At 50.5% G+C, this 18,100-nt stretch carries 23 protein-coding genes and 1 pseudogene; 9 read left to right on the forward strand and 15 right to left on the reverse strand.

Translation table 11 applies throughout. The features are described 5' to 3' along the window. Positions 1 to 116 precede the first annotated feature (116 nt). Positions 117 to 1,076, forward strand: coding sequence for an FAD:protein FMN transferase (locus tag AC1MDE_RS08500; protein WP_058959769.1), 960 nt, complete (start codon positions 117 to 119; stop codon positions 1,074 to 1,076). Here the strand turns inward: AC1MDE_RS08500 and dcuR are convergent. The 4 genes from dcuR to AC1MDE_RS08520 all read right to left on the reverse strand — a co-directional run bounded on the left by dcuR (position 1,070) and on the right by AC1MDE_RS08520 (position 4,715). Further along, positions 1,070 to 1,789 carry a two-component system response regulator DcuR gene (gene dcuR, locus AC1MDE_RS08505; RefSeq protein ID WP_034821922.1) on the reverse strand — a complete coding sequence of 240 codons (720 nt, stop codon included), beginning with the start codon at positions 1,787 to 1,789 and terminating at the stop codon, positions 1,070 to 1,072. The two genes, AC1MDE_RS08500 and dcuR, sit on opposite strands and share 7 nt — an antisense overlap. After that, positions 1,786 to 3,417, reverse strand: a complete 1,632-nt coding sequence (locus AC1MDE_RS08510; RefSeq protein ID WP_160868201.1) for a sensor histidine kinase — start codon at positions 3,415 to 3,417, stop codon at positions 1,786 to 1,788. The genes dcuR and AC1MDE_RS08510 overlap by 4 nt, the downstream gene beginning before the upstream one ends. 130 nt (positions 3,418 to 3,547) lie before the next feature. Continuing rightward, the gene (msrA, locus tag AC1MDE_RS08515) at positions 3,548 to 4,084 is read right to left on the reverse strand and encodes a peptide-methionine (S)-S-oxide reductase MsrA (protein WP_039334791.1); all 537 of its coding nucleotides are present in this window, start codon (positions 4,082 to 4,084) and stop codon (positions 3,548 to 3,550) included. Positions 4,085 to 4,148: 64 nt separating this feature from the next. Further along, positions 4,149 to 4,715 carry a flavin reductase family protein gene (locus tag AC1MDE_RS08520; RefSeq protein WP_479414933.1) on the reverse strand — a complete coding sequence of 189 codons (567 nt, stop codon included), beginning with the start codon at positions 4,713 to 4,715 and terminating at the stop codon, positions 4,149 to 4,151. 106 nt (positions 4,716 to 4,821) lie between these two features. Between AC1MDE_RS08520 and AC1MDE_RS08525 the strand changes: the two genes are divergently transcribed. Further along, positions 4,822 to 5,325 (forward strand): P-loop nucleotide/nucleoside kinase family protein, encoded by a 504-nt coding sequence (locus AC1MDE_RS08525; protein WP_479414595.1) that lies wholly within the window; start codon positions 4,822 to 4,824, stop codon positions 5,323 to 5,325. Between the two features lie 64 nt (positions 5,326 to 5,389). Here the strand turns inward: AC1MDE_RS08525 and AC1MDE_RS08530 are convergent, their stop codons facing one another. Both AC1MDE_RS08530 and AC1MDE_RS08535 read right to left on the reverse strand, forming a co-directional pair. Beyond that, on the reverse strand, positions 5,390 to 5,818 hold the full coding sequence (locus tag AC1MDE_RS08530) for a hypothetical protein (protein ID WP_479414594.1): 429 nt from the start codon (positions 5,816 to 5,818) through the stop codon (positions 5,390 to 5,392). Positions 5,819 to 5,887: 69 nt separating this feature from the next. After that, complete coding sequence (locus AC1MDE_RS08535) at positions 5,888 to 6,280, reverse strand: VOC family protein (RefSeq protein WP_160868198.1); 393 nt, start codon at positions 6,278 to 6,280, stop codon at positions 5,888 to 5,890. A 302-nt stretch (positions 6,281 to 6,582) separates the two neighbouring features. Between AC1MDE_RS08535 and AC1MDE_RS08540 the strand changes: the two genes are divergently transcribed. Continuing rightward, positions 6,583 to 7,362: a hypothetical protein gene (locus AC1MDE_RS08540; RefSeq protein WP_058959697.1), complete on the forward strand. Its 780-nt coding sequence runs from the start codon at positions 6,583 to 6,585 to the stop codon at positions 7,360 to 7,362. 186 nt (positions 7,363 to 7,548) lie between these two features. Here the strand turns inward: AC1MDE_RS08540 and AC1MDE_RS08545 are convergent, their stop codons facing one another. The 4 genes from AC1MDE_RS08545 to alaE all read right to left on the reverse strand — a co-directional run bounded on the left by AC1MDE_RS08545 (position 7,549) and on the right by alaE (position 10,467). Further along, a complete protein-coding gene (locus AC1MDE_RS08545) occupies positions 7,549 to 8,289 on the reverse strand; it encodes an SDR family oxidoreductase (RefSeq protein WP_480344470.1) in 741 nt (246 codons plus the stop codon). Positions 8,290 to 8,681: 392 nt separating this feature from the next. Next, positions 8,682 to 8,966 (reverse strand): biofilm development regulator YmgB/AriR family protein, encoded by a 285-nt coding sequence (locus AC1MDE_RS08550; protein ID WP_058959699.1) that lies wholly within the window; start codon positions 8,964 to 8,966, stop codon positions 8,682 to 8,684. A 478-nt stretch (positions 8,967 to 9,444) separates the two neighbouring features. Further along, positions 9,445 to 9,705 (reverse strand): hypothetical protein, encoded by a 261-nt coding sequence (locus AC1MDE_RS08555; RefSeq protein ID WP_480344471.1) that lies wholly within the window; start codon positions 9,703 to 9,705, stop codon positions 9,445 to 9,447. 324 nt (positions 9,706 to 10,029) lie between these two features. After that, the gene (alaE, locus tag AC1MDE_RS08560) at positions 10,030 to 10,467 is read right to left on the reverse strand and encodes an L-alanine exporter AlaE (protein ID WP_480344472.1); all 438 of its coding nucleotides are present in this window, start codon (positions 10,465 to 10,467) and stop codon (positions 10,030 to 10,032) included. Positions 10,468 to 10,725: 258 nt separating this feature from the next. On the opposite strand from alaE, the gene umuD reads away from it, so the two are divergent. The 6 genes and pseudogenes from umuD to AC1MDE_RS08590 all read left to right on the forward strand — a co-directional run bounded on the left by umuD (position 10,726) and on the right by AC1MDE_RS08590 (position 14,551). Next, positions 10,726 to 11,148, forward strand: coding sequence for a translesion error-prone DNA polymerase V autoproteolytic subunit (umuD, locus tag AC1MDE_RS08565; RefSeq protein ID WP_034821888.1), 423 nt, complete (start codon positions 10,726 to 10,728; stop codon positions 11,146 to 11,148). Beyond that, positions 11,148 to 12,410, forward strand: a complete 1,263-nt coding sequence (gene umuC / locus AC1MDE_RS08570) for a translesion error-prone DNA polymerase V subunit UmuC (RefSeq protein WP_034821883.1) — start codon at positions 11,148 to 11,150, stop codon at positions 12,408 to 12,410. Before umuD ends, umuC begins: the two co-directional genes overlap by 1 nt. 154 nt (positions 12,411 to 12,564) lie before the next feature. Next, complete coding sequence (locus tag AC1MDE_RS08575; protein WP_480344473.1) at positions 12,565 to 13,161, forward strand: DsrE family protein; 597 nt, start codon at positions 12,565 to 12,567, stop codon at positions 13,159 to 13,161. A gap of 63 nt (positions 13,162 to 13,224) precedes the next feature. Further along, a pseudogene (locus AC1MDE_RS08580) lies at positions 13,225 to 13,410 on the forward strand (sigma 54-dependent transcriptional regulator); the annotation flags it as partial. A 258-nt stretch (positions 13,411 to 13,668) separates the two neighbouring features. Then, a complete protein-coding gene (locus tag AC1MDE_RS08585) occupies positions 13,669 to 13,929 on the forward strand; it encodes a hypothetical protein (RefSeq protein ID WP_058959703.1) in 261 nt (86 codons plus the stop codon). Between the two features lie 310 nt (positions 13,930 to 14,239). Then, complete coding sequence (locus AC1MDE_RS08590; protein ID WP_058959704.1) at positions 14,240 to 14,551, forward strand: hypothetical protein; 312 nt, start codon at positions 14,240 to 14,242, stop codon at positions 14,549 to 14,551. A gap of 32 nt (positions 14,552 to 14,583) precedes the next feature. Here the strand turns inward: AC1MDE_RS08590 and AC1MDE_RS08595 are convergent, their stop codons facing one another. From AC1MDE_RS08595 to AC1MDE_RS08615, 5 genes are all read right to left on the reverse strand, one after another. Then, positions 14,584 to 15,642 carry a YeiH family putative sulfate export transporter gene (locus tag AC1MDE_RS08595; protein WP_479398351.1) on the reverse strand — a complete coding sequence of 353 codons (1,059 nt, stop codon included), beginning with the start codon at positions 15,640 to 15,642 and terminating at the stop codon, positions 14,584 to 14,586. Between the two features lie 158 nt (positions 15,643 to 15,800). Beyond that, the gene (locus AC1MDE_RS08600; protein WP_034821865.1) at positions 15,801 to 16,313 is read right to left on the reverse strand and encodes a GNAT family N-acetyltransferase; all 513 of its coding nucleotides are present in this window, start codon (positions 16,311 to 16,313) and stop codon (positions 15,801 to 15,803) included. A 169-nt stretch (positions 16,314 to 16,482) separates the two neighbouring features. Continuing rightward, positions 16,483 to 17,166, reverse strand: coding sequence for an outer membrane protein (locus tag AC1MDE_RS08605; RefSeq protein WP_480344474.1), 684 nt, complete (start codon positions 17,164 to 17,166; stop codon positions 16,483 to 16,485). Between the two features lie 110 nt (positions 17,167 to 17,276). Then, positions 17,277 to 17,570 (reverse strand): hypothetical protein, encoded by a 294-nt coding sequence (locus AC1MDE_RS08610; protein ID WP_202403471.1) that lies wholly within the window; start codon positions 17,568 to 17,570, stop codon positions 17,277 to 17,279. Between the two features lie 6 nt (positions 17,571 to 17,576). Beyond that, positions 17,577 to 17,885, reverse strand: coding sequence for a hypothetical protein (locus AC1MDE_RS08615; protein ID WP_480344475.1), 309 nt, complete (start codon positions 17,883 to 17,885; stop codon positions 17,577 to 17,579). Positions 17,886 to 18,100 lie beyond the last annotated feature (215 nt).

Genomic DNA, 18,100 nt, shown 5'->3' on the forward strand with positions numbered 1-18,100 from the left:
AATATTGCGTACCAGAGTAAGGCGTTAGAGTGTGGATTCCGGTGACTGACAACCGTCGGTCACCGGGTGACATGCATAAGGCACTGGCGTGCAACATGGCGGGTAAACGAGGCTCTATGACCGAAGGCGTCTACTCTTACTCCGCTGTCCTGATGGGTTCCCCCATTCTGCTCAAACTGTTCGACGATAATCCCACCTTAGCCCGTCAGGTCTTTCAACTTATCAAGCAGCAGGAAAACCTGTTCACCGTCAATCGTGCCGAATCCGAAGTGATGTCGATCAACCAGGCAGCGGGTTGCCATGCGGTGCGCGTCAGTGAGGCGGTGTTCCGGCTGATCAGCGTGGCACACGCCGTCAGTGTGTCACCCGGCAGCGCTTTTAACTTCACTATCGGTCCGGTGGTCAAACGCTGGAAGATTGGTTTTCAGGGGCGTGCCGTGCCTCCCGCCAATGAGATTGCCGCACTGTTGCCGCTCACCGATCCACATCAGGTGATCCTCAACGAAGAAAAGCGCTCGGTGTTCCTGCAACAGCCGGGCATGGAGATCGATCTCGGGGCCATCGCCAAAGGGTATATCGCGGATGTGGTGCAAACGTTTTTACGCCAGCAGGGCGTGCCGCAGGCGCTGATCAATCTCGGGGGCAATGTGCAGACCCTCGGCGCACCGCCGCATGAGCCACAAGGCTGGAGCATCGGCCTGAAAAAGCCGTTTGGACGCGAGGATGAACTGCTGGGTGTGCTGCAGGTGCAGGGTAAATCGGTGGTGACATCGGGGATTTACGAGCGCTATTTCGAACTGGACGGCAAGTGCTGGCACCATATCTTCGATCCCCACACCGGCTATCCGCTGGATAACGAGTTGCTGAGCGTGACGGTAATTTCCGACCGTTCGCTGGATGGCGACATCTACACCACGCTGCTGTACGGCATGGGCGTCGAGCAGGGGCTGGCTTATCTGGCCGACCAGCCCGATCTGGATGCGGTGTTCGTCACCCGCGATCGGCAAATCATCTGCTCTTCACCGCGCCACTTTCAGTTCCAGCAGCGCGATGTCGACTGGCAGCTGCGTTACTGACAGTATTGCTGCAACAGCGAATGGTATTCCGGCTGTAAACGATAGCGATACACCGGACGGCCGGTGGCGCCGTAATGAATGCTGGTGAACAGAATATTAATCTGCGCCAGCCAGATCAGATATTTACGGCACGACACGCGCGAAATATTCACTTCCGCCGCCAGCTCATCGGTGGAGAACTCATGGCCGGGATGGGCATCAATCCACTGACACAAGGTGCGCAGCGTCTGCGGCGTTAAACCCTTCGGCAGGCGCTTGTTGTCATGCTGCGTGGCCGGGTTACCATGGATCAACAGATCGACATCAGACTGCTGATAGTAGTGCTGATTATCCATCAACGACTTCTTCTGCCGCCAGCTGGTGAGCGCTTCTTCAAAACGCGGGAACTGGAACGGCTTGATCAGATAATCCACCACGCCGTAGTGCAGCGAAGTTTTGATGTTTTCGGCATCGGCAGCGGATGAAATGATGATCACCTCTACCGAACTCTGGGCTTTGCGCAGTTCCGGCAACAGGTCGAGGCCATTCTCTTGCTGCATGTAGATATCCAGCAGCACCAAATCAATCGGGGTGTCGCTGTTGAACAAAATCTCTTTGGCCTGCTTCAGGGTCGAAGCGGTCCCGCAGCAGTGAAAGCCCTGAACCTGACCGATAAACGAGCGGTTCAGCTCAGCGACCATGGCGTCATCATCGACCACTAACACATTGATCATGCGGATTGGTTTCCTCCATCCCAGGGAAGTTGTACTAAAAATTGGGTAAATACGCCGGGTTCTGACTCAACGGTCACGCCGCCACCGAGGTTTTCCGTTTGCTGTTTCAGCAGGAACAGGCCCACACCACGGTTCTCTCCTTTGGTGGAGAACCCTTTATCAAAAATTGTCGCCAGATTGGCCGGCTCAATGCCGGGACCATCGTCACTCACTTCGCACGCCAGCCAGCCGTTCTGATAGTGCAGCATCACGTGGATCTCGCCTTCAGTCTGCTCGCTGAGCGCATCGATGGCGTTCTCCACCAGATTACCGACCACGGTGATCAGGGCCGCCATCTGGTCTTCGTTACCGCTGTCGGGCACAAAGCTGGCATCGCTGATGGTCAGGCGATGACCACAATCCGAGGCGCGATTGATCTTGCTCAGCAGGAAACCGGCAATCACCGGTGACTTGATGCGATCGAGCAAATAGCCAATCTCAGTCTGGTAATTATTGGCGGTTTTCAAAATATACGCTTCCACCTGCGCATAGTTTTTCATGTGCAGCAGGCCGAGGATCACGTGCAGCTTGTTCATGAACTCGTGCGAGCGCTCCCGCAACGCATCGACGTAGTTTACCATGCCCGTCAGACGCTGCATCAGTCGGCTGATTTCGGTCTTGTCCCTGAAAGTACAGACCGCGCCAATAATGCGTCCCTGGCTGCGTACCGGCACCGTATTGCACAACAACAAGCGACCATTCACATTCAGCTCTTCATCACGACGCGCACGGCCGCTGTGCAGCACATCTCGCAGGTGTTGGTTGATCACCGAGGCATCATCAATGCCCTCGTTATCAATCATACCGCTGGACGACGGCTCATTAAGCAGGGTGCGCGCGGCCTGATTCACCAGCGTCACCTGCGCCTGATCGTCCATCGCCACCACGCCCTCTTTGACCGAGTTGAGAATTGCCTGACGCTGCTCAAACAGAGTGGAAATCTCGTAGGGTTCGAGGCCGAACAAGATGCGCTTCAGCACGCGCACCAGCACCAGGGTGCCAATCGCCCCCGCCAGCGTACCAATCAGGATGGTCCAGATAATGCTCCAGCGGCTTTCGTTGATCTGATCGGTCACGGCATCAAGGGAAATACCGATCGCCACCACGCCGATCTGCCGATCCTCCGCGTTATACACCGGAGTAAACACGCGCAGCGCTTTTGCCAGCGAACCTTTGTTCACCGAGACGTTTTCATGGCCGCGCAGGGCAGGCCCAATGTCTTCGCCGATAAAGTGCTTACCGACCAGTTCCGGATTGCGATGAGAATAGCGGATACCGTCCATATTGGTGACGGTAATAAACAGCAGATTGTTGCTCTCTTCCACGGCTTTCGCGATGGGCTGAATATTGGCGTTAGCCACCGGTTGCGTCAGCGCCTGCTGAATCTCCGGCGATCTTGCCAGCGTGCGGGCCACCGCCATGGCTTTATCTTCCAGCTGGGCGCGGGTTGAGGCACCAATCTGGAAGAAATAGAACATGTGCACACTCAGCAGCACCAGCACGATCACCGCGCTGAGCATCAGCGTCACCAGCGTGTTGAGTTTCATGGGCCGCTTGCGCGCGGGGATTGCGGGTTGAGGCGTGGTCATCATCGCTCCCTGAAGAGAAGAGGGCGCTATTATGACGCTTTAATGCAAAAAGGTCGTCATAAATGACGACCTTTGATGGTGATAAGCAGACTGGATGCGGCGTGCAGAGGCCGCATCTTAGGGGGCTGGATTAGCCCTGCTTCACGCGGTTGGCAAAGCTCTTACGCAGCTTCTGCAGTTTCGGTGGAATCACCGCCATGCAGTAGCCGTTACGCTGGCCGGCGCCATCCCAGTAATCCTGATGATAATCTTCTGCCGGATACCACTCTTTCAGCGGCTCGATGGTGGTCACCACTGGCACGTTGAGATCGGCTTGCGCACGCGCAATGGCGGCAATCGCTTCGGCTTCCTGCTCTGGATTCGCCGGGAAGATCGCTGAACGATACTGGGTACCGACGTCGTTGCCCTGACGGTTCAGCTGCGTTGGATCGTGCGTCGCAAAGCTGATATCCAGCAGGTCGCCATATTTCACTTGCTCGGGATCGAAACCGACGCGGATCGCTTCGGCGTGGCCGGTGGCACCGCTGCACACCTGCTCATAGGTTGGGTTCGGGCGCTCCCCGCCGGTATACCCACTTTCGACTGACTCCACGCCAATCACATCTTTGAACACTGCTTCGGTACACCAGAAACAGCCACCGGCGATCACCGCATATTCGGTTGCCATTGTTATTACTCCTGTCAGGTTGAAAGCGTTACTGTGAGGGCGCTCGAAGGCGAATTCAAGCCGCTTAAATTAACATTTCTGGCTTAAAATCATGGTGCTTGTCGAGCACGCTATTGCTCATTACGGTAAAACGTCCTTCGCCAGTGTAGTGCAGCGTCGGCGGAAATTCCGGTTTATCGGCGACATGCGCTTTGACGATTTCGAAAATAAAGAAGCCGTAGTTATTCACCATCGAATCGTCATACAGCTGACACTCAAAGCTGGCGAAGCACTCATCGATCAGCGGCGCATTCACCACTTTTGCCGGTTCTGGCGTGAGGTGAAAGGCATCGAACTTATCGAGGTGATCGCCATGGCAGTTACCAATCGCCACCACGCTATCCACCAAATCCACCGAGGGAATGTTCATCACGCACTGTCCGCTTTGCCGAATCAGCTCATGACTGTAGTTGCCGTTGGCGATCATGCAGCCCACCAGTGACGGCGAGAACTCTAGAATGGTGTGCCAGCCGAGCGTCATGATGTCGTGGTGATCTTCAAATTGCGAACTCAGCAACACCACCGGACCGGGTTCCAGATACTTCCGCGCCTTGCTGACCGGAAAGTCGATTTTATACAGGCGTTGACTCATCATGCGTCTCCTTATTTTTGCAGAGATAGCGTAAGTGTAGATGCCAGGCTTTACTGGACCGGCATTTAACGGCATGGTAGAGCGTCATTTTATCTGGAGCTGGCTAATGGAATCTGCGTCTGTGTCCACATCTCGTCCTGTTTTACATCTGCTGTGCGGTAAAATCGCTGCCGGAAAATCCACGCTGGCACATCAACTGGCCCAACAAACTGGCGCGGTGATTATTAGCGAAGACGCCTGGCTGGCACATTTGTTCGCCGAAGAGATGCAGGATGTTGCGGACTACGTGCGTTGTGCGGGCAAGTTACGCAATGCGATGACGCCGCACCTGATATCGCTGCTGCAGTGCGGTGTGTCAGTGGTGCTGGATTTCCCGGCTAACACCGTAGGCCAACGTCAGTGGATGAAGGCGGTGATCCAGAGTGCTCAGGCGGAGCATCAACTGCACTTTATCGATGTGCCGGATGCGGTGTGCAAAACCCGTTTGCATGCGCGCAACGCAGAAGGTGAGCATGACTTCGCGGCCACCGATGCGCAGTTTGATGTGATCAGCAGCTACTTCGTCGCACCGCATGCGGATGAAGGGTTTAATGTGGTGGTGCACGGTTAAGACTGACGATGACTGGCTGGGTATTTGCGCCAGTCATCTAATATTGGCCCCTCAAAGTTTCCGGCTATTTATTGAGATGATTGATGATTCTTTTGAGGGTGTTGTAGGGGCCTTCAAGCGTGACATCATTGCCATCGTTACTTAAATAAATACGCTGAGATTTGAATCTTCTGTATTTCGCTATCTGCAGCTCATAATAACCTTGCTCAGTTTGCTGGTAATGGTATTTCTCCAGAACTGAATCCAGGTCGCTTTGGCGAATGGGGGTCTTAAATGTAAGCCACGCAATATTAGTAAGCCAAAAGCTTGCTGCAAGCCCGCATAGCATACCGGTAAAGCCGCCGGTGATATTGCCATGAGTTAATTGGGGTAATAGCCATTTGATGACGGCTGAAAAGAATAGGCCGGTGAGAATAAAAAATGTAATTCTGAATCGGTCCTTTTGCCATTGTTTTGCCAAGCTAAGGCGATAAAGCGAATAGTGAAATTTCAATTTTTGACTCCGTTCAAAATGTTAATCCGTTTCTGATTGTAGCGTTATCCGTTGCTGGTTGGCGAATCGCTATACCGCATTTTCCAATATCTGTTTTGCCTGCGTATATTCCCAGGACGTAATTTCAATCTTGTTGCCACTGAGATCGCTGAAGTAAAGCGACATAGAGACATCGTGATCACTGACGGTATAGGCGATTTTTTTGCACTTGAGGATAGATATCAGTTCGAGAAATGCTGATGCCTGCACGGCAAAAGCCATGGTATGGCCTGGGTGCTGGGATTTTCTCAGGAAGAGGGAAAGTGAGGCGCCATTATTCCTGATGACCAGCGGCCCTCCTTGTTCAAACCAGAAGTACAGCGAGCTATCGCGGGTGAAGCCAAGGATTTCCTGATACCAGCGTTCTGCTTTTTCGATATCGTCAACGTAGACGTGAATATGGTCGATTTTGGTTATGTTCATGGTAGGTGCTCCTTAATTGTGCTTTGGAGATGTTTGCTGAAGAATTTGCGAGATACAACTGTTTGAGCACAGCACAACACGGGATTTACCATAATGCTTGGAAGTATTTGTGATAACTATGCCAGCCATCAGCATGAGGCGGATTGGAGAGGGGGGACCGTTATGAGCGTGAAGCAGACAGCCACACTAAGTGTTTAAATAAGCTCCTGGACTATGGTTAACCCATCAGTTAAGTTTGTTTCCGACCTGTCGATCTCTCCCTAACAGGGGCGTTTATTTCTAAAATATGTTAAGGATAATTCATGAGTAATGGAGCACAATCATTTTCTAGTCAATTGCTAATTGCCATAATTTCTATATCTTTAGGATCATTTCTTTTTGCTGGAATTTTAGAAAACTACAAAAAAGACCAAGGTCTTCAAGAGGAACTTATAAAGGATTACTTCAGGCCAATGAGGGAATTACAAAGTTCTTGTTCATCTTCACACAATGAACTTTTTCTAAAGTATGGGGAGTTATCTGGATCTTATCAGCTTATGTCTAATGAGATAGTACATATGACTGTGACCCCTGATTCGAAATTAGGCCAATATTATGAAGCTCTTCCGATGTCTATTATTAAAGCAAACGTGGAGTTAAAAAAGGGAGTTGAAGACCTTGAAATAACGGTAAAGAAATGCAAGACCGATTTATTTCTCAAGTATGAAGAGCTTTCATTAGTTACTGGGTCATATCCTGAATTCATGGAGCTGTCCAAAAAATATACAGATGCGATTAATTCCATCTATTCAGAAAGACAAAAAAAAGCCAAGGAGAATACAAAAAACTTAGACCCTAATCAGTTAATTCCCTTAATGCGGAAGTTTATTGCTATGGACGAATCTATCGACGCAAATAAATCCATGCTTGTCAGTGAAATGGAGAGGATGTCCAAACTAACATCTCAGCATAATTTAATAATGGCAGAGTATGAGGAGTTAATATTCAAAAAAGATTATGATTTATTTCTAAGTCTTCATGATTTGTATGCAATAAAAATCAGTAAAAAGTATTCAGATGGATTTATCAGTTGGGTGTTTTAAAATATGATAACTCATCAACCACCACTCTTACTGTGAAGAAAGCGTAAACCTGTGACGGTCATTAATGTGTTAGGTAATGTCTGCTCCTGGCACGGAGCAGACCTGTAGCTGGGTGAGATCCACTGTGAGCGAACAGCAGACTTTATTGAATCTACTCGATAGATTTCATAACTCCTTTTAGAAACATCAGTAATGTACCAGCCCACCGTCTACAGCATACTGACTGCCAGTAACATAGGATGCGTCATCGGACAGGAGGAAGAGTGCAACCGCAGCGGCTTCTTCTGCTGTGCCTGCGCGACCTAAAGGAACCTGGCTTACCACGAAATCTTCAAACTGCTGACGCGACTCCTCTGGCATAAAGTGCCTGAAATTAGTTTCAATTGGGCCTGGCACTAAAGTGTTGGCGCGAATGCCACGTTCCGCCAGCGCAGATGCCCAGCTTTTGACCATTGCGATAACGGCACCTTTCGTCGCTGCATACAGGCTTGTCATAGCCGCACCTTCGTAAGTTGAAGAGGACGAAGTAACCAGAACGGATGCACCTGAATTAAGTGATTTTGATAGGGCGGCAAGCTGTAGCATCGGGCCGCGCACATTTGCGTTCATCATACGATTAAAAGAATCCGCCGTTACAGATTCCGGAGAACTGACCTCCGCGAAGCCAGCATTGAGCCATAATCCATCAAGTGAACCCCAATCGCTAATAGCTTCCTTTAGCGTATTGATGTCAACTTCGCTTGCAGAGTCACTTTTCAAAATAAGCGATGTTTTAGGCAGCAGAGTACGGGCGCGTTCCAGTCTTTCTTCACCGAGCCCTGTAATAGCTACATCACCACCCTCAGCGATCATGCGCAGCGCGCCTGCCAGTCCCATGCCACTTGTACCACCAGTGATCAGTATACGTTTACCTTGAAACCTGCCCATGCTTAGTCCTTTTTTTGGCGGAGGAATGAGCATTTACCTTACGTAAACAAAACACTGTTCGTCATCCATTTCATTACGCAACTAAGGCATTGCTGATTGAACTACAGCTTCTGGTACGGAATGGACCCACTGGCGAGATGTCAGGTCGGCTTTCAGCGTGAAGCAGATCTTGCCTTTCCGGCGCGAACAGCGTCGAAATTTGCAGGCGCCTAATATGACCTCACTAAATAAGGTGACAGAAAATCCTCCACTTCGTGTTTGTCGATACCTGGCGTATAGCTGATACCTGCATTCTTTAAAATATTGAGTGCTTCCCGTCTGTTTCCTTGATGTGGGGCTTCTGTCGCAACAATATCAATGGCCGAGGATGTGCTTAGCCTTCATAAACACTGTTACCAGTTGAAGTATGCCCAGCGTTCCGCTTCACCCGGTGTCATCCCGACCACGATTTTGAGGGCGTTGAGTAACAGATCGATTTGCACGGGATCAGAGGCCTTCTGCACTTCAGTGATCAATTGCAAAATCACGGCGCCGTTGGTGACTCTCACGCCACGTTGGGTGATTTCACCTGCGGCTGCTTCAATCACAACGGTTTCAGCAGTGGCTTTGTCGCGAAGCGCATCTAAGTGAAGGAAAGACTTCGCGCTATTGGTTGACTGTTGTGCGCTCTGATACATGATTTTATCCCTTATGTCCGCTACTCAAACGTCATTATGGTCAGGCTGTAACGTATAAAAATCGCAATCTATTAGTAGAGTGCGGATTTTGTACATGGTGGAATTTCGACTGATATCGAAACCGCATATGAAATAAATTTAGCGCATTTTGTCAAAATTGGGAGGGCGGTGATCACCAAAAACCGTTCTGGCATCGTCCATAAATCTTATTAGACCAATTTATGCTCAAAGGCATCTTCGATGTTTGCGGTTTTATGCGGGGATGGTTTACGTGGAGTGTGTTATCAGCTTGTGCCTGATAACTCAGTTGCTTCGCCAGTGGTGTAGCGAAAGACTGATTCTGGCAAATCATTTTGAGAGTGTCGTCCCTGACAGTGTCTCCGGCCGGTATACACTCACGTGTAACCGATGAGGTTATCCGCTTCGTCGTCTTCCGGCCGGAACCGGATTACGTCCTTTGGCTTCAGTTCATCTATCGTTAATTCAATTCATTATTCAGGCTAACTAAGGTTTGCAAATAAGGTGTTTGCTCCTCGGCGACTGAAGATGACTCAAAGCTCATTAACCAGTTTCTGGCTTTAGCGATTTGAGTCAAGCGGTCAATATTATTCTCTGATTTAGACATCAAACCAAGCTGTGAAAAAAGGTTCGCAACACTGATTTCCTTTCGACATAAAGCAAGGCTTAATGCGGCTTCACCAATGATAATATGGCTTTTTTCATGATCTTGAAATAACACTGAAAATCCTCCATCAGATCGAATTAATGACAACCTCAATTTAAATTTAGAAGCTATTTTCAATATTGCATTACGACTCGTCTTAATAATGTCATGGTGTGGATTCTCATGATCAATAAAAGCGAAGCCTTTAAATATTCAATCTTGCGTATCTATCATGCGGAACGGGGGTTGTTCATTTTTAATACAGCGTGAGGCACGGGCTTTAATGATTTTATAAAAAATGGATTATTTATGTGGGAAAAGTGCCTGTTCATCAAAAGGTTAACACACCCTTTCACAGGCTATTCGAATAATTTTTGTTCGCTTCCGGTTGAGAATCATTTAGCTATCCAATGACATCGGCTTTTCTCCGCCCGGCGGCAAACCAAACACTCCTCGCACCCAATTAAGAAACGCGCCATAAGGCCTGCCCAAACACAGCATCATCAACGCAGCACCGAGCGTCCCACGCACCAGTCCACTGCCTGATGCACCGCTAAAAGCAATGATTGCTGCATAGATCGGCACCTGAAAACTCACCAGCGCGATACTGTCCCACAGCAGTTTCGAAATCCGGCCCGATCCCGCACGCTGCATCACCCAATCGCGCCACAAGCCGTAAGGACGGGCAACCGGCACCATCAAAACAGCACCAATCAAACGGGCATGCAGAACTTGATCCCACGCCATGCCGGCGATCCATCGTTCATTAATGATGCCCGTCGTGGTGAAAAATAAAATCAGTGCAGTGGTATCCGCCATAAAGGCCGTTCGGCGCATGCTCTGGTCTTGAGGTTGAGGCAAAGTGCATTTCCTATATGAAGTCGTGAGAAAAACAGTCGTTCAACTTTGTAGCGAACCCTCATTTCACCCTAGCCCAAAACCACCGCAGCACATCCATCTCACCGTTAAAACCCGCCAAAACTAAATCTCCTTTCCTGCCAACTGCTTTGCACCATCCCGAAGGATCCCGCTTGATCAAACAACCCGATCAGTAATACTGTATTTATATACAGTATATTTTCGAAGGCCATCATTATGGTGTTTTATCAACCGGCGGAACTCCGCGCCATCCTCAGTTTGCCCTTGTTTATCAGTCGTGTGCCGTGCGGTTTTCCGTCACCGGCGCAGGATTACGTTGAGCAGCGTATTGACCTCAATGATCTCTGCGTCACGCATCCCAGCGCCACTTACTTCATCAAAGTCAGCGGTGACTCGATGATTGAGGGCGGAATCAGTGATGGCGATATGCTGATCGTCGATAGTGCTGTAGAACCCGAGCAGGGTGATGTGGTGGTGGCTGCTATCGCGGGGGAATTCACGGTGAAGCAGCTGATGCTGAAGCCTTGCTTGCATCTCAAACCGATGAATGCGGCGCACGCCATCATTCCCATTCCCGACCCGGATCAGTTTGAGATTTTCGGTGTCGTTAAACATGTCATCAAAACGCTGAGACGGTAATGTTTGCGCTGGTGGATGTGAATTCATTCTATGCCTCGTGTGAGACGGTGTTCAGGCCGGACCTCAAAGGCAAGCCGGTGATTGTGTTAAGCAACAACGATGGCTGCGTCATCGCGCGTTCGGCCGAGGCAAAGAAGCTGGATATCGGCATGGGCGGCCCCTATTTCAAAATCAAAGATGTGTTGCGTCGCCATAACGTGCATGTGTTCAGCTCTAACTATGCGCTTTACGCCGACATGAGTCTGCGCGTGATGACAATACTGGAAGAGATGGCGCCCGCCGTTGAGATCTACTCCATCGATGAGGCGTTTATGAATCTGACGGGCGTGCGGAATTGCCGCGTGCTGGAAGAGTTCGGACGGGAAATCCAGCAGCGGGTGAAACGCGAAACGCATCTGGCGGTAGGGGTGGGGATTGCGCCCACCAAAACCCTCGCCAAGCTGGCTAACCATGCCGCTAAGAAATGGAGCAAAACCGGCGGCGTGCTGGATCTCTCCAACCTTGAGCGGCAAAAGAAGTTAATGGCGTTAGTCGATGTGGCGGATGTGTGGGGCGTAGGGCGTCGTATCAGTAAGAAGCTGAATGCCATGGGCATCAATACCGCGCTGGATTTGTCGGAGCAGAGCACCTGGGTGATCCGCAAGCATTTCAATGTGGTGCTGGAGCGCACCGTGCGCGAGTTGCGCGGTGAGCCCTGTCTCGAACTGGAAGAGTTTGCGCCCGTGAAGCAGCAGATTGTCTGCTCACGCTCGTTTGCGGGACGTATCACGGAGTACGCCGATATGCGTGAAGCGGTGTGCAACTATGCCGTGCGCGCCGCCGAAAAGTTGCGTGGCGAACGGCAGTATTGTCGACAGATCGGCGTGTTTATTCGCACCAGCCCGCATGCGGAGGGTGAAATCTTTTACGGTAATCAGGCGATCATTAAAGTACTAACGCCCACCAATGACAGCCGCGATATTATCCGCGTGGCCACCGAGGCGCTGGATCGCATCTGGCGGGAAGGGTGCCGCTATATGAAAGCGGGGGTAATGTTAGGTGACTTCTTCAGTCAGGGTGTGGCGCAGCTCAATTTGTTTGATGACATCCAGCCGCAGGCGAATAGCGAAACGCTGATGCGGGTGATCGATGGCATTAATCAAAGCGGGAAAGGGAAGCTATGGTTCGCCGGACAAGGAATCCAGAAATCCTGGGCGATGAAGCGTGAGATGTTATCACCGGCGTATACCACCCGATACGCAGATCTCCCGGTGGCGAAGTAAATAGCGGATTAGCGCATAACATGAGCCGCCACTTTTTACCGGGCGTTAGGAAATGGCTGAATATTCCCGTAAACCGTCACGATAAGCCGACAAAATGCCAATCCATGCCATACTTGGCAAGGCCGATTTTTCACGATGTCGTGGGGGAAAAGAGATGCGTTCAGTGGTGATTAGCGCAGTTGTCGCAATAGCGGGTGGGGTGTGTGGTGCCTTACTCAGCCAAAATGAAACCCTCTTTGCCCCGAAAGTGAGTGCCCCAGCTTCCGATCCCGCCATCAACTGGACCACGCCCGCTATTGCCGGTTACGGCAAAGTGCACTATGACGCCAGCAGCGCATTTCAGCCCAGCAGTGCGTTGAGTAACAAAGTGGTCTTCAAAGTCAGTCGTGGCGCGGAAGAGCGCAGTCAGGTTAATCCGGCGCTGGAGCATGTGGCACAAGTGGTGAATACCTATGTGGCGGCCGGTGTGCCGGTACAGCAGCTAAAATTTGTGGTGGCGGTGAATGGCGAAGCGACGCCCGCGATGCTGGAAAACACCCGCTTTCGACAGCTGTTTGGTGTGGATAATCCTAACCTTGCGCTGATATCGGCGCTGGAGCAGCAGGGCGTTAAAGTCACGGTGTGCGATCAGGCGCTTGCATGGCATCACTACGAACCTCAATGGATTGCAGATTCAGTGATCCATACACCTTCCGCACTCACCACGATGACCACGCTGCAAAATCGGGGGTACGCTTTACTGAGTATGTGAGTTTGTGGCTTTGCTGGCCCCTGCAAGAACCTCAACGCCATGATTGCTGCTTCTGCTAAATGACTCTTCGATCAAAAACAACTCGAAACCGTGCTGGAAGTCTGCCAACACACCACAACATTATCTGAAGCGGGCCGACATTTATTTGCGGTCTCGCGGCAGCATAAAAAACAGCCAAATGATGCCGATCGCTTACGTAAATACCTTATGCGCTTTGGGTTGAGTTGGGAAAATATCCAGAAAAAATGAAAGCTATCATTTGAGGCGCTGAGCGGGAAATTCATATGGGATGGCTTTGCATTACTGGAATCTTAAAAGCACGCTGCGCTTTTAATTGCCACCATACCAGATGAATGTCTTCGCTTGGCCTTTGCGTTCGGTTTAATTAAAACATTAATTAAATCAATGGCAATACAATCCAGGAATAGACTGTTTTTTCTTCAAGGCGCTGTAAATTACGCGGCGATTTTGCTTTAATTAACTGACGAAGCAAGATGAGAGGACAGCATGACAAAAGCCTATATAACAAAATATGCATTAACCCGGGGCATTTACATCGCAGAAGGCGAACTCAAAAACGATGGCGAGGTATTTGTACAGCGTCGCGATCGTGAGTACAACTTTGAGCAGTTCTTTAAGAAAAAAGAGTTTCAGTTAACCGAAGAAGAAGCCCTGGCGCGTGCGGATAAAATGCGTGCGGCGCAACTTAAAAAGCTGGCGAAGGAATATCAAAAACTGAGTGAGCTGGAATTCACGATTAAAGAGTGAACGTAAGTCAGTGGATGTTCGTCAATTGACTGATAACTCGTGGGTCTGTTTGTTTGATGGGTAACTGAAAGAAATGCGTTAAGATTTCGAAAAAATAATGAAACCCCATTTTATATTACGACCCAAGCCCTGGAAACGCCGCCTTCAGGCGGCGTTTTTAATTGTCCGATCGCACGAATATTGCGCGCTATTGCTGAAAAATAGTATGGGTGTGTAAGAATAGCGAAGCGGCGAGAGGTATTGCCGATTATGTTAATTCGCAGACTTAGGTTACTGTAATATTACGGACCAATAATAAGCAGAGGTTCGCGTGCGCGAAAACGAGATCGATATCAATTATTACGCCACCGAAATCCGGAAATTAGCAGCAGCACATCAGGCCGGAGAAACGCTGAGTGATGTAAAGGCCAGGGTGGATAGCCTTATTCAGCGAATGAAGGAGAGTCTTGGTAGTGATAAAGCCTGGCAGGCGAAGAATTGGGAGGCACTGTTGGATCAGTTGAATATCTATTTGACCAACAAGGTCGATCCAAAGTGGATGACCGTGATCTCCCATGCGAAATTTCGTATTAAAAGCCGCAGACAGACAGCCATCTATTCACGAAAACACTTCAAACAATAAGGCATTTGCCGCCCGGTCGGGCGGCAAATAAGTTATCCAAGCCAATGATGGATGGTGAGGTTAATCGCGCCGCCGCCGACAATCAGCCAGATAAATAACATCAACCCTAACAGCAGCGGACGAAGACCGGCTCGTTTCAGCTGACTGATATGGGTGGTAAGACCCAGTGCGGCCATCGCCATGGCGAGCAGCACGTTATCCAGCTGATTAATGACCGCAATCGCCGAGGCGGGAATCAGATGCGCTGAGTTAAACAGCGCCACCAGAATGAACGCCAGTGCAAACCATGGGAAAGTAATACGCTGTTTTTCCCCGCTGGTGGCCGGTGCGCTGCGGCGTACCATCACCCCGATCACCACCAGGAACGGTGCCAGCATCATTACGCGCAGCATTTTGGCGATCACCGCCGCATTTTCTGTTTCCGGGCTGATAGCATGTCCGGCCGCCACGACCTGCGCCACTTCATGCATGGTCGAACCGGTGTAAATACCAAATTCACTCAGGCTCAGGCCCGGCAGTAATGGCGAAACGCTATGCCAAATCAGCGGGTAAAGGAAAATCGCCAGTGTACCGAAGATCACCACAGTCGCGACCGCCACCGCCACTTTGGACGATTCGGCTTTAATCACCGGTTCAGTCGCCAATACGGCGGCGGCACCGCAAATACTGCTACCTGCACCAATCAACCACGCGGTTTCACGATCCAGTTTCAGGATTTTACGTCCCAGCCAGCAGGCGAGGGTAAAGGTGCTGGTCAGCATCAGTACATCAATCACCACACCGCTGACGCCGACATCCAGCACCTGCTGGAAGGTGAGACGGAAGCCATAAAGGATAATGCCGAGACGCAGCAGTTTCTGTTTGGCAAACTGTACGCCCGCGTCGCAGTGACCGTGCACCGTCGGGTAGAGCGTGTTGCCGAGAATGATCCCGCCGATGATGGCCAGCGTCAGGGCGCCTAACCCCAGCTGCGCGACCGACGGCAGATTACCGAGCCATGCCGTTGCCAGCGCAATGACCGCCGTAAGCAGCAAACCGGGCGCGAAATGCGCCATGCCCTGTGAGTGTTTGTGTAGAGAGATATCAGCCATAACGCCTCCTGTGTTGCCGTTATGATGCGGAGAGATGGCTTGAAAGAAAAACTGATTATATCGTTAGAACAAATCTGAATAAGTGGTAAAGACGGGGATGAACGCAGATAAAGGCGGAGAGGGCGCGGCGAAATCGATGTTCGCGGCGCCTTATCGGGTTAGATCACCATACCCAAAATTTGCAGCGTGCTGCGCTGCGAGGCGGTGACGAACGGGATGTCTTTGATGTGCTGCATGCCAAAGGCTTCCCAAAACTTACGTGCACGCACGTTTTCAGCCATCACTTCCAGCCACATGTAACCTTCCTGCTTCTCACGGGCTTCATTGATGATGCTTTGGAACATGATTTTGCCGAAGTTCTTACCGGTCTGATCGGGATTCAGGTAGAGCTTATTCAACATGGCGCCCGTCATGCCGGAATCAGGAACCGGTGTATTCCAGGTGACCTTGGCAAAACCTACCGGGTGATCGGTCTCGGCGATCAGCCAGCTCTCGTTTTCTGCCGCGAGGCTGCTCTGCAGCACCGTCAGGCCATATTCTTTATCGATAAACGCATCCATTTCGTCGGTTGAAACCCACATATGTTTGAAATGCGCGCTGTAGGTCATGCGTCCCAGCTGATGAAGCAGTTCCGCGTCCTCGGCCTGAGCCTTGCGTATGGTGAAATTCATGTAAGATGTCCTGTTATCCGTCCCTATTGATGGTCGTGCAGCCAAACGTTCCATCGCTGACTTTTCAGCAGGGTACTTTAACAGGGAGAGACGGTTCCGACACATGCTAAGTGTGGAATCAGAATAGTGATGCGCCCTCCGACTGGAGAGCGCAGGGATGCGTAAGGCATCAGAACAAATAACGGGCTCCCAGAACAAACTGGTTTTCCACCAGATGTGCTTTCATTTGCTCATCTTTAAGGCCACGAGCGTTCCCGAACGTATTGTATCCGCTCTCTATTTTGCCCATATCCACATAACGGTAGCCAAGGTCCAGGCTCACCTGCTCAATCGGCGTGTAGCTAATACCGGCGCCGACACTGTAGGTCAGGTTGTTTTGCGTGGTTGAAGCATACTGACGAGAGGAGTTACCTTGCCAACCGCCTGCTTTGATTTTACTGACGCCGACGCCTGCGGTGCCGTACAACGCAACGTTATAGCCGATTTGATAGTCACGATACACGTTCAGCATCAAGCGCTGGACATCGGTTTGCAGATGGTTATAGCTGGAAGTGAAAGCCGATGAACCACTGGTGAATTCGGATTTCTGACCAAAGGTATATTCGCCTTCCGTGCGCCAGCCATTGCCCCATTGATAACCGGCTGCAAGCGCTGCCGCGCCGTTATGTGCCTTTTCATTGCCTGCAACAAATTGCCCCACGCCAGGACGTGCGCTGGTATCCATCTCTTTGGCACGTTGTTCACTTTGCAGATATTTTGCAGAGGTGTAATAGCCCTCACTGGTTTCGGCTGCAACAGCGCTGCCAGCAGCAAACAGCATTGGCATAGCAAAGATTAACGCATTAAGTTTCATATGATTCCGTTCTCATTCTTTATCAGGTAGAGAACGCATCATAAGAAAGGCCAATCACGAGAAAAATTCGGTTGAATACTTAGGCAACCTGGTAGAGTTACGTAAGGGAGCTAAGAGCCTAAACGCAAGGTTTCAGCGCGCCTGGCGGTCTCATAAACGTATTGCAGCATCGGCTCTAAATCGGCATCCGGCCCGGAGCTGATAATTTTGCCACGCAGCCACTCAATTTCGCTGGTGATGTCGGGATGGAAAATGGTGTTGTTCTGCGCGTTACGCAGCCATTTCAGCAGAAAGTTATTCTTGCCACGCACGCCGGCGGGTTTGCGCGTTTTTGCATTGATCTTCAGCGCCACCAGGATGCAGTAATAGAAATGCACGCGCTGACTGTAGCTCTGGGGGATCATAGGCTGTTACCCGCCATGACATCGCAAAAGTGTGAACCTGATCGGATTTTCATCGTCCTGAATGCCTGCCTGAAAGCGCCATTTGGCGCAGATATGGGCCTTTATCGGCCTTTTTTCCGCCTTGAATCGCGCGGTAACCGCACCATAAGCCAATCGGCGGCGCGGATGCAAGTAAGGAAAATCTGGTAAATGAGGCGTCACCAGGTAAAGAGGGCGGGCAAAATTTAAGGTCTTAAAAAAGCGAAGCGTTATAAAAGGAAAGGGGGCGATTTTTTGCCGTTGCAAAGACCTGAAACAGACACTTTTCTCATGCATTAACCCACTGTGCCTGGCAAAACTGTGATCTCCGTCTAGACTTAATGCTGATGATGTTCGCAGTCAGGTTGCTGTGTTGGCTATAAAGTTGTGCGTTTGTGGAGAGTTACCTATCGCAGTCCCCCGTTTTTGGCTCAATCTCCTCGCCTCAGTCCAGACATCCGACTGAAAACACTCAGCCTGACTTCGAACATCCTGTTAAAGCCTAATGAACA

Source organism: Pantoea folii, from assembly GCF_056678875.1.

What these genes read in the sequence shown, in the direction of transcription:
- AC1MDE_RS08500 (WP_058959769.1), top strand. Translation starts at nt 117, where the DNA reads ATGACCGAAGGCGTCTACTCTTACTCCGCTGTCCTGATGGGTTCCCCC.
- AC1MDE_RS08550 (WP_058959699.1), bottom strand. Translation starts at nt 8,966, where the DNA reads ATGTATCAGAGCGCACAACAGTCAACCAATAGCGCGAAGTCTTTCCTT.
- dcuR (WP_034821922.1), bottom strand. Translation starts at nt 1,789, where the DNA reads ATGATCAATGTGTTAGTGGTCGATGATGACGCCATGGTCGCTGAGCTG.
- AC1MDE_RS08595 (WP_479398351.1), bottom strand. Translation starts at nt 15,642, where the DNA reads ATGGCTGATATCTCTCTACACAAACACTCACAGGGCATGGCGCATTTC.
- AC1MDE_RS08605 (WP_480344474.1), bottom strand. Translation starts at nt 17,166, where the DNA reads ATGAAACTTAATGCGTTAATCTTTGCTATGCCAATGCTGTTTGCTGCT.
- AC1MDE_RS08525 (WP_479414595.1), top strand. Translation starts at nt 4,822, where the DNA reads ATGGAATCTGCGTCTGTGTCCACATCTCGTCCTGTTTTACATCTGCTG.
- AC1MDE_RS08510 (WP_160868201.1), bottom strand. Translation starts at nt 3,417, where the DNA reads ATGACCACGCCTCAACCCGCAATCCCCGCGCGCAAGCGGCCCATGAAA.
- AC1MDE_RS08615 (WP_480344475.1), bottom strand. Translation starts at nt 17,885, where the DNA reads ATGCATGAGAAAAGTGTCTGTTTCAGGTCTTTGCAACGGCAAAAAATC.
- msrA (WP_039334791.1), bottom strand. Translation starts at nt 4,084, where the DNA reads ATGGCAACCGAATATGCGGTGATCGCCGGTGGCTGTTTCTGGTGTACC.
- umuC (WP_034821883.1), top strand. Translation starts at nt 11,148, where the DNA reads ATGTTTGCGCTGGTGGATGTGAATTCATTCTATGCCTCGTGTGAGACG.
- AC1MDE_RS08540 (WP_058959697.1), top strand. Translation starts at nt 6,583, where the DNA reads ATGAGTAATGGAGCACAATCATTTTCTAGTCAATTGCTAATTGCCATA.
- umuD (WP_034821888.1), top strand. Translation starts at nt 10,726, where the DNA reads ATGGTGTTTTATCAACCGGCGGAACTCCGCGCCATCCTCAGTTTGCCC.
- AC1MDE_RS08545 (WP_480344470.1), bottom strand. Translation starts at nt 8,289, where the DNA reads ATGGGCAGGTTTCAAGGTAAACGTATACTGATCACTGGTGGTACAAGT.
- AC1MDE_RS08585 (WP_058959703.1), top strand. Translation starts at nt 13,669, where the DNA reads ATGACAAAAGCCTATATAACAAAATATGCATTAACCCGGGGCATTTAC.
- AC1MDE_RS08600 (WP_034821865.1), bottom strand. Translation starts at nt 16,313, where the DNA reads ATGAATTTCACCATACGCAAGGCTCAGGCCGAGGACGCGGAACTGCTT.
- AC1MDE_RS08575 (WP_480344473.1), top strand. Translation starts at nt 12,565, where the DNA reads ATGCGTTCAGTGGTGATTAGCGCAGTTGTCGCAATAGCGGGTGGGGTG.
- AC1MDE_RS08535 (WP_160868198.1), bottom strand. Translation starts at nt 6,280, where the DNA reads ATGAACATAACCAAAATCGACCATATTCACGTCTACGTTGACGATATC.
- AC1MDE_RS08610 (WP_202403471.1), bottom strand. Translation starts at nt 17,570, where the DNA reads ATGATCCCCCAGAGCTACAGTCAGCGCGTGCATTTCTATTACTGCATC.
- alaE (WP_480344472.1), bottom strand. Translation starts at nt 10,467, where the DNA reads ATGCGCCGAACGGCCTTTATGGCGGATACCACTGCACTGATTTTATTT.
- AC1MDE_RS08520 (WP_479414933.1), bottom strand. Translation starts at nt 4,715, where the DNA reads ATGAGTCAACGCCTGTATAAAATCGACTTTCCGGTCAGCAAGGCGCGG.